The organism is Aeromonas sp. HMWF014, assembly GCF_963878295.1.
Taxonomy (GTDB): Bacteria; Pseudomonadota; Gammaproteobacteria; order Enterobacterales; family Aeromonadaceae; genus Aeromonas; species Aeromonas popoffii.
In genome coordinates, this window is record NZ_CAWNYS010000445.1 from 11,088 (window position 1) to 20,371 (window position 9,284).

Genomic DNA, 9,284 nt, shown 5'->3' on the forward strand with positions numbered 1-9,284 from the left:
TACAGTACTTGCGGCCATGTGGTTGCTGGTCATGCTGGCGGGCCTACAGGATGCCCCGCCGATTAGTCGGACATGGCTGCGTATCGGCTTAGTCTGCGGCCCACTGGTGTTTATTGCCATCGGCTTGGTTGGCGTGCTGAGCGCGGGCGCGTTTCTGGGCTATCCGCCCGGGCTGGCCAAACCCTTAATTATTGCCATTGAGCTGGCGTTGATGCCGTCGCTGACGCTAGTGCTCGGTTTATTGTTGCTCGGCACACCGCAACGCAAGGCATGCCCATGAACACCCCGACGTTATTTGGCCTGTGCGCCGCTGCACTTATTGGCATTGGCTTGTACGGACTGATTGTTAACCCACATCCGTTGCGCAAAATACTGGCGTTTAACCTGCTTAGCAGTGGTGTGTTTATGTTGTTTGGTAGTATTGCCCGCCGGGGCGCCGCGCTGGGTATGGGCGGCGACCCAGTACCGCAGGCCTTGTTGATTACCGGTATCGTGGTGGCGTTTTCAGCCACGGCACTGGCGGTGGCCTTGCTGTTGCGGCTGTTTGCCGTCACCGGTGCGGTAACCCTGAATGATCACGCGCCGAGCAAGGCGGACTCTGCGGCCGGTGAGGTGTAAATGCCAGTGTCTGCCGCTATGCCGGTTTTATTGAATATCTCGACGAGCACTTCGGACGCCGGTTTGCTGTTGGTGCTGGCTGTGCTGTTGCCGTTTGTGGGCATGATGTTCGGTGTGCTCTGTGGTGCTCGTCATGCGCAACGGGTGGCCCAACTAGCGCTTCTGTTGGGCCTGGCAATTGCACTGGCCTGCGGCGTTGTACTGCTGAAAACGAACACCGCGCTGGTGTACGTGCTGGGAGGCTGGGCCCCGCCATTAGGGGTCGCCTTGCGTGCCGATGGCTTATCAGTGGCGATGTTGCTGGCGACCGCGGTAGTGGTTTGCGCTGTGGGCGTTTACGGCGACGCAGACTTTGGTGCTCGCCGTGGCGAATCACTGCAGCGCGCCGGCTTTAGTTTTTGGTTGCTGCTACTGGCGATCTGGGGCGCGCTCAACCTGGTGCTGGTGAGTGCCGACCTGTTCACCTTGTATGTCGCCCTCGAGTTGTTGACCTTCTCTGCAGTGCCATTGGTGTGCTTAGACGGCCGTGGCGAGACGCTGCGTGCGGCGTTGCGTTATCTGTTGTTCGCACTGCTGGGCTCGATGCTCTACTTGCTGGGGGCTGTGCTCTTGTATGGCGCCTATGGCACCTTGGATATCGCCCTCTTGGCCGCCGTGGCTGAGCCGGGCCTACTAGTCGGTGTTGCCGCGGCATTGATGACGGTCGGTTTGCTGGCCAAAACAGCGCTGTTTCCGCTGCATATTTGGCTGCCGCCTGCACATGCCGGTGCGCCGGCGGCGGCCAGTGCGCTGTTGTCGGCGTTGGTGATCAAGGGCTCTTGGTTTTTAGTCGTGCGTTTGTGGTTCGATGTACTGCCAGCCGTGGTGACGTTCTCAGCGTCGCAACTGTTGGGAGCGCTCGGTGCTGCTGCGATCGTGTTTGGCAATCTAATGGCGCTGCGCCAAGCACGCTTGAAATTACTGATCGCCTATTCCACGGTGGCACAGATTGGTTATCTATTTTTGCTGTTTCCGCTGGCATTTAGCGCTTTGAGCGGGCACATCGAAAACGGGCTCGCCTTGACAGGGGGCATGCTACAAGCGATTTCCCATGCTACGGCGAAGGCCGCGATGTTTATGGCCGCCGGTTTAATCAGTGCTGCGCTAGGCCATGATCGGATCGCCGATTTTGCCGGTGTGGCCCGAGCGCTGCCTGTCACCGTGATGGCTTTTGCACTGGGCGGCATAACGCTTATCGGCCTGCCTCCCTCCGGCGGTTTTCTGGCCAAATGGTTGCTGCTGTCGGCTGCCGTTAGCAGTGGCCAGTGGTGGTGGGCGTTGGTGTTGCTGGTGGGGGGCTTGCTCACCAGTGCTTACCTGTTTGTTGTGTTGGCGCAGGCGCTGCGCACACCCTTGGTGCCGTTGCTACTGTGCGCCCCAGTCGCTCGTTCTCGCGAGTTGACAGTGCTAGTGCTAGCCCTGTGTTCGGCCTTGCTGGGGCTGGTGGCGTTTGCCGAGGTCGACCTGACTCAGATCGGTCGTCAGGTGGCAATGTTGGAGGGCGCATCGTGATGCTCGGACAGTTGCTATTAGCGACCACCTTAGGATTGCCGTCGCTGATGTTGGCAACTTGCCTGTCGGCCCGCGTGCGTGAGCGGATGTTGGCGTTGCTGGTGTTCGCGCCATTGCCGGCAATTGCGGCGGCTTTATTTGCCGTCGATAGCCAATTGCTGGTCGGGCAGGGGCGATTGCAGTTGGCGCTGCAGTTGGATGTTCTCGGGGCGATATTACTCGGTGTGGCGGCTTTACTGTGGAGCATGGCGGGCCTGTATGCTGCCACCTATTTACGTGGTACCGCCAATTGTGGACGCTTTGTGGTCTGTTGGTTGATGACGCTGATGGGCTGTTTGGGGGCCTTTGTAGCCGCCGACATGTTTAGTTTTTACCTGCTACTGGCACTGCTTGGCGTCGGTGCCTGCGGCTTGGTGGTGCATGATCAGAGCGCTTCGGCGTGGCGCTCCGGTGGTACCTATCTGGGCCTTTCTCTGTTTGCTGAAAGCTGCGTGTTGTTGGCGTTTATCCTGCTGGCGGCGGGCACCCAAGGCGACAGTTGGTTGATCCGTGATGTGGTCGCCGAGTTGCCGCAGTCGCCGTGGTGTGATGTGACACTGGGGTTGCTGATTGTCGGACTGGGGCTGAAAGCTGGGTTGGTGCCGCTGCATGTGTGGATGCCGTTAGCGCATGCGGCTGCCCCGATACCGGCATCTGCAGTGCTGAGTGGCGCGGTGGTCAAGGTCGGCATCATCGGTCTGATTCGCTTTTTGCCACTGCAGACAGCCTTGCCTGATTGGGGTTTTGCCTTAACTTCGGCAGGCTTGTTTACTGCGCTGTACGGGGTGGCTATTGGCATCACACAACAACATCCGAAGGCGGTGCTGGCTTACTCCAGCGTCAGCCAGATGGGCGTCATAGTGGCTGTCTTGGGCATGGGCTTGTCGGCTGGCGAAACCAGCGCGGCACTCTATGCCGTTTGGTATGCGGCCCATCACGTGCTGGTCAAAGGCACTTTATTTCTGGCGGTCGGACTGGCTGCCACGACAGGTGCACGGCATCTGTGGCCGCTGCTGTTGGTGGTGGCCGTGCTGGCATTGGGGCTCGGCGGCCTGCCGTTGACGGGTGGCGCGCTGGCCAAGTACGCGGTGAAGGGGCCGCTGGGCGATGGTCTGGCGGCGACAGTGGCGAATGTCTCTGCCGCCGGCACGACCTTGCTGATGCTGCACTTTGTCTATTGCCTGAAAACATTTGCCGCCACGGACGCGCAGGCGCAGCCGGGCAAGGGCTTGTTGCTCCCTTGGTGCGTGTTGGCGCTGGCGTCGTTATTGATCCCTTGGCTGATGTATCTGTGGGTTGCAGCCGGCACAGTGACCGACCTGCTCGAGCCGGCCTCGCTGTGGCTGGCATTGCGACCGCCCTTGGTAGGCATGATTACGGCGATTGCTCTGTGGTATTGGGGCGGGCGTTTGCCACGGGTTCCCATAGGCGATATTGCGGTGTTGTTCGGTGGGCTGATGCCGCGCAACGGCGGCGTTAGCCTTGTGTTTACATCGCTGGATGCGTGGCTGCGGCGCTGGGCCTTGGCTTGCATGGCGCTGTTGGTGTTGAGCCTGTTATTCGCTTGGACACTGTATAGCGGGGTGCACGGATGAGTTACTTGCCGTCAGCGTTGGACCTATCTATATCTACAACAATATACGTTTGGGCCGCCCGTCCTGCGCTGTGTGCGCTAGGTTTGCCGCTGTCACGCCTCACCAGAAGGAAGTTGAGATGAGAATTAACCTGCTCGTAGTACTGCTTGTCGTCGGTTCTTCCGGCTGCACTGTAGGTCCCGACTACCAGCGCCCGCACAGCGAAACACCCAGTCAATGGCGTAGCGATTACGCGCAGATGGCCGAGCTGACGAACACTAAATGGTGGGAGCAGTTTGCTGATCCGACACTGAACAAACTGGTCGAGAGCGCACTGCGGGAGAATCTTGATGTTGCTGTGGCGGCGGCGCGGGTCGATCAGTTTATTGGCGCTTTGACCGCCACGCGTGCCCAGTTATCACCGCAAGTTGGCTACACTGGCGATGCCAGTCGCTCGCGCGCCAGTCGCCTTGGACAGCCACCGCTGCCGCCCGATGCCGATCCGTATTTTTCGCTTTACCAGGCCTCACTTGGTGCATCCTGGCAGCTGGATTTATTCGGTCGGGTACGGCGTTTGTCGGAAGCGGCGCAAGCACAGGTTTACGCCAGTGAACAGGCACAGCGCGGCGTGGCCTTGTCGTTGGTGGCGAGCGTGACCACCAGTTACATAAGCTTGCGCGCACTCGACCGCCAGCTGGAAATCGCCCAGGCGACGGCAAAGAACTTCGGCACCACGGCGCGCTTGTTCGAGTTGCGCTTTAAATTCGGCATCGTCAGCAAAATCGAGCTGATGCAAATTACCTCGCAGCATCAGCAGGCATTGGCGGCTATTCCGGCATTTGAGCAGGCCATCGAGGCGCAGGAAAATCTGCTGTCTATTCTGCTTGGGCGTAATCCGGGGCCGATCCCGCGTGGCAAGAGTATCGAGCAATTAGTCACCCCGCTAATTCCTGCTGATTTACCCGTCGCACTGCTGCAACGTCGGCCGGATATTCTCCAAGCCGAGCAAAACTTAGTGGCGGCCAATGCCAATGTTGGTGCTACCCGTGCTCTGTATTACCCGAGCGTGTCGATTACCGGCGCGCTGGGGAGTATCAGTAGCGAGTTTTCTAAGTTGTTGACGGGGCCTGCGAGTACCGGATTTATTGCCGCTAGTGTGAGTGGTCCGCTGTTTACTGCTGGCGGAATTGAGGGGCAGGTGTACTCCGCTGAGGCGCAAAAGCGCCAAGCGTTGCTGTTGTATCAGCAGACCATTCTGAATGCGTTTCGCGAGACTAACGATGCGCTCACCGGAGCACAGAAGAAAACCGCCGAAGTGGCGCTACAGCAGCAGCGCGTGGCCGCCTTGCGTGAACTGGCGCAGTTATCACGGCTGAGGTTTGATAAGGGCGTTGCGGGCTATCTGGATGTATTGGTCGCCGAGAATGAGTTATTTGCCGCCGAGTTGGCAACCGTCGGCTTGCTGGCCAACAACTATAGCCAGTTTATTAACGTGTATCAGGCCATGGGTGGTGGCTGGGTCGATATTGCAACTTCGATGACGGTGCAGCCGAAAGGCGGGCTAAGCAGCGCCGCATCACAACAATAGCGTTCTAACGCCAGTACAGCCGCCACGCTTGGGGACCGCTTGGCAATGAGTCGGTGGAGCAGATGCAGACAGGCTAGACAGCTACCTGGAGCTGTACTGACCCCCTTATTTTCGGGGACTCAAAAAACTCCAAGTGTGCGGGTGTATAACCGATGCTGCTTCAGGTAATAGGTGCACTTTTCCATCAGCAAACGGGCGTAGCTTTCTTTCATCCTAGGCAGCAATTGATAGTAAATGACACCCTGCCGGAAAAATGAATAGGTCCGCGTCTTGCTCGTGTTGACCTTGATGGTCCTCTCAAGACCCGTATTGTCACCTGCTTTACCCAGCAGGGTTGGTAATTTTCCCATATTTAGAGGTATTCAAAAGTAAAAATTATGCTGGCTGTCAACGCAGATATTCGACGATACCGCGTACGAGTTTGCTTTTGGTGACAGCATGGATAATGGAATAGATGCTGGTTTCAGTATCGTGTTTTCTGCATTTTTACTCGACGTTTATTCAGAGCATGTCTCTGAATAGATATCTTGAGTAAATACATCAACTATTCGTGGCTTGTCGAAAATTTCGTTAAATACTAGAAAAACAAAAATTACACTTGCCAATTAAATTCAACTTTGCTTATCGTCTACTCATGCGCTTGCTGTTCTTCCGCAGTCAATGGATTTTTGGCGCCAATACTTTGTTCAAGGAGAAAAGAACATGGATCCCTTTATCGGTGAAATTCGTCTGTTTCCCTGGGGTTGGGCACCGGAAGGCTGGCTGCCTTGCGAGGGCCAGATTATGCAAGTCAATAGCAATGTCGCGCTGGCTTCTCTGCTGGGCAGAACCTATGGCGGTGACGGAGCCACGACGTTCGGCCTGCCGGATCTGCGTGGCCGGGCCGCCCTGGGGCAGAACTACAGCGCCTCCACCGTCGATCCGATCATGGATGTGCACGCGCTGGGCACCAAAGGCGGTAGCGAAACCGTGACGATGCCGCAAAACTCGGTGGCCCTGCATAACCACGCCACACATGTCTCCAACGCCCCGGGCAACGATGACGCGGGCGGCAACATTCCCGCTGTCAGCTCGAACACCAAGGGGGTCCCGGCAAAACCGACCTATACCTCGGCAACCGGCACTCTGATCGCCCTCAACAGCGCGACTGTGACCCCAACACCAGGCACGCCCATGCCGAACATGCAGCCCTCCATCGTCGGCTACTTCTGCATCGCTACGACGGGCATCTACCCACCACGCCAGTAACGGCTGTCTACAGACCCTCAAGTAAGGAAACTGACATGTCTGAAGCTTTCGTCGGAGAAATCCGCATGTTCGCCGGCAATTATGCGCCAGAGAATTGGGCGCTCTGTGACGGTACGCTGCTGCCAATTAGCAACTTCCAGGCCCTCTACTCGTTGCTGGGCACCCTGTACGGCGGTAACGGCAGCACCAACTTCGGCCTCCCGGACTACCGTGGCCGGCTCCCCGTGGGCCAGGGCTCAGGCACCGGGCTGACCCCAAGGACACTAGCGCAGACGTTTGGCGTGGAAACCGTGACCATGAGGCCGGAAAACACGGCACCCCACACCCATGGCTTTATGGTGAGCAGCCAAGATGCCACGTCGGCGACCCCATCCCCTGCCGGAATGCCGCCTGACAGCATGACCTTTGGCAAATTCCCGGGTGCGGGGCTTATCACCGGGCTGTACAGCGCAGGAACCGGCACATCCGTGGCCGTCCCGATGAACCCGCAGTTTCTCGACCAGGCACTGGTCTCGGGCAGTGGTGCCGTAACCCCCCATAGCAACCTGATGGGGTCATTGGCCATCAACTACATCATTTGCCTGGTCGGCCTCTATCCGACCCGACACCAGTGACCCTCTCTACTCAATCTGGAATGAACGATCATGGATGCTTTTATCGGTGAAATCAGACTGTTCCCCTACAACTTCGTCCCGCAAAACTGGGCGTATTGCGATGGCTCGATCCTCACGGTCCAGCAGAATCCTGCGCTCTATTCGGTGATTGGCAACCGGTATGGCGGCTCCCCTGGCCAGAACTTCAAGCTGCCCAACCTCAACGGGCGCGTGGCCATGGGCGCCGGGGCCGGCCCCGGGCTGACCGACAGGCCCGTTGGCACGGCCCTAGGAGCCGACCGGATAACCATGGTGGCCAGCAACTTCGCCCCGCATACCCATCAGGTGCTGGCCAAGGACGGCAGCGAATCGGCGGCTGCTCTGGATATTCCCAACAACACCGCCTACCTGGCGCAACCCCGCAACATACGCCTGTACAACAACACCGCACCAACTGCGACAAACCAGACACTGGCTGCCACCACGGTGGGCAACGCCGGTAGTGGCGCAACGTCGACGGCCTTGCGTAACACCATGCAACCCTTTCAGACGCTGTCCTACTGTATATGCCTGGATGGCGAGTACCCGATCAAATCCTCATGACTCACAGCACCCCTCTCCCTTTGCCAGCAGGCAACGTGGCCGTACTGCGCAAGCAGAACGGCCACGACCTGGGATTTCTTCAGGCGCTGTACGCCTCACGCCGCTGGGCCGAAGTCAGCGCAGTACCTGGCTGGAACGACGCCCAGCGCCGGGCGTTCCTGTATTCACAGGCCGAGCTGCAACGCCAGCATTATGAAAATCACTTTCCCGCCGCGGACTTTTTGATCGTTGAGCAGGCCGGCAGCCCGATCGGGCGCCTGTGTGTGCAGTACGCGGCCGATGATGTGCGCATAGTCGATATTGCCCTGCTTTCGGACTGGCATGGCCAGGGCATCGGCACCGAGTTGCTGCGCACGGTACTGGCCAAGGCCGACGCCCAGCGTCAGACCTGCAGTCTGAGCGTCGAACAGGGTAGCCGTGCCCGCCGGCTGTATGAGCGGCTGGGCTTTCGCGCCGGCGCCGACACTGGTCTGTACACCCAGATGCAGCGTCCTGTGCCTCAGGATGCATGTGAAAGCCCTTGACCTTTGAGCATGACCACCGTCCAACGGCCTGCTATCGCTGTGCTGTAACTGCTGGACCTTTATCAACATTCACGCAGGACACGACCTTCAAACCGGTCAAAAGGCAGGAAGCCCTCATGAGAACACAGCTCACCGTGCCAGGTAACTGGCTGACTCGTCCGCTGATTTCACTTTTTATGTTGCTGGTCTTGTTGGTCCTGGCCAACCAGGCAATGGCCGCGGCTCCCGTGATCACCAATCCGGCTTCGGGCAGTACCTTGCCCAGCGTGGCGGTAGGCCAGTTCATGAGCATCCCCATCAGCTCGAGCGGCGGCGCCTTGCCTCTGGACATGTGGGTGGAATGCGATGCTAACGACCCGGACTACGATGGTGTGACGCCCTGCTTGCCGCCGGGGCTGATCCTCGATCCGTCGCCGGGCAGCTCGACCACCACGCTCTACGGCTCGCCAACCACCGCCGGTACCTACACATTCAGCATCACCCTCAATGACGGCCTGAATCAGGGCGGTGTTGCCACCTACACCCTGGTGGTTACCAGCTCCGCGGCGCCGACCCTGACCTCCGCAGCACCGAGCAGTGGCCCCACAGCGGGCGGCACCTCCGTCACTCTGACCGGTACCAATCTGACTGGCGCTACCGCCGTGAGCTTTGGCGGAACGGCGGCCACCGGCTACACCGTCAACAACGCTACCACCATCACTGCCAACACCCCGGCCCACGCCGCCGGCACAGTGAACGTGGTGGTCACCACGCCAGGGGGCAGCGCGACCCTGACCAATGGCTATACCTACAACGTGCCGGCCCCGATCGCAGGCCCGGTCAGCACCACGGTGGCGGCCAACAGCAGCGCCAATCCGATCACCTTGAACATCAGCGGCGGCGCCGCCAGCAGCGTTGCCGTGGCCAGCGCTGCCAGCCATGGCACCGCCAGCGCCAGCGGCACCAG

General features: G+C 59.1%; 10 protein-coding genes and 1 pseudogene. 10 read left to right on the forward strand and 1 reads right to left on the reverse strand.

The genetic code is table 11. From position 1 onward, the window contains the following. From AAC083_RS17560 to AAC083_RS17580, 5 genes are all read left to right on the forward strand, one after another. A partial coding sequence (locus tag AAC083_RS17560; protein WP_219927906.1) for a hypothetical protein occupies positions 1 to 280 on the forward strand: 280 nt, incomplete at its 5' end. Beyond that, positions 277 to 618 carry an NADH-quinone oxidoreductase subunit K gene (locus tag AAC083_RS17565; RefSeq protein WP_042038348.1) on the forward strand — a complete coding sequence of 114 codons (342 nt, stop codon included), beginning with the start codon at positions 277 to 279 and terminating at the stop codon, positions 616 to 618. The genes AAC083_RS17560 and AAC083_RS17565, both read left to right, overlap by 4 nt. Further along, on the forward strand, positions 619 to 2,169 hold the full coding sequence (locus AAC083_RS17570) for a complex I subunit 5 family protein (protein ID WP_219927907.1): 1,551 nt from the start codon (positions 619 to 621) through the stop codon (positions 2,167 to 2,169). After that, a complete protein-coding gene (locus AAC083_RS17575; protein WP_108537278.1) occupies positions 2,169 to 3,803 on the forward strand; it encodes a complex I subunit 5 family protein in 1,635 nt (544 codons plus the stop codon). Before AAC083_RS17570 ends, AAC083_RS17575 begins: the two co-directional genes overlap by 1 nt. Before the next feature lie 118 nt (positions 3,804 to 3,921). Then, complete coding sequence (locus AAC083_RS17580) at positions 3,922 to 5,370, forward strand: efflux transporter outer membrane subunit (RefSeq protein ID WP_108537279.1); 1,449 nt, start codon at positions 3,922 to 3,924, stop codon at positions 5,368 to 5,370. A gap of 119 nt (positions 5,371 to 5,489) precedes the next feature. Here AAC083_RS17580 and AAC083_RS17585 read toward each other — a convergent pair. Further along, positions 5,490 to 5,711 (reverse strand): annotated as a pseudogene (locus AAC083_RS17585) (IS4-like element ISAs18 family transposase); the annotation flags it as partial. A 361-nt stretch (positions 5,712 to 6,072) separates the two neighbouring features. On the opposite strand from AAC083_RS17585, the gene AAC083_RS17590 reads away from it, so the two are divergent. The 5 genes from AAC083_RS17590 to AAC083_RS17610 form a co-directional block, all read left to right on the forward strand. Further along, positions 6,073 to 6,618 carry a phage tail protein gene (locus AAC083_RS17590; RefSeq protein WP_108537280.1) on the forward strand — a complete coding sequence of 182 codons (546 nt, stop codon included), beginning with the start codon at positions 6,073 to 6,075 and terminating at the stop codon, positions 6,616 to 6,618. Between the two features lie 35 nt (positions 6,619 to 6,653). After that, positions 6,654 to 7,232, forward strand: coding sequence for a phage tail protein (locus AAC083_RS17595; protein WP_108537281.1), 579 nt, complete (start codon positions 6,654 to 6,656; stop codon positions 7,230 to 7,232). 30 nt (positions 7,233 to 7,262) lie between these two features. Next, a complete protein-coding gene (locus AAC083_RS17600) occupies positions 7,263 to 7,814 on the forward strand; it encodes a phage tail protein (RefSeq protein WP_108537282.1) in 552 nt (183 codons plus the stop codon). A 35-nt stretch (positions 7,815 to 7,849) separates the two neighbouring features. Further along, a complete protein-coding gene (locus AAC083_RS17605) occupies positions 7,850 to 8,338 on the forward strand; it encodes a GNAT family N-acetyltransferase (protein WP_219927909.1) in 489 nt (162 codons plus the stop codon). A gap of 116 nt (positions 8,339 to 8,454) precedes the next feature. Continuing rightward, positions 8,455 to 9,284 (forward strand): IPT/TIG domain-containing protein (locus tag AAC083_RS17610; protein WP_181364800.1); only part of this gene is annotated, 830 nt, incomplete at its 3' end.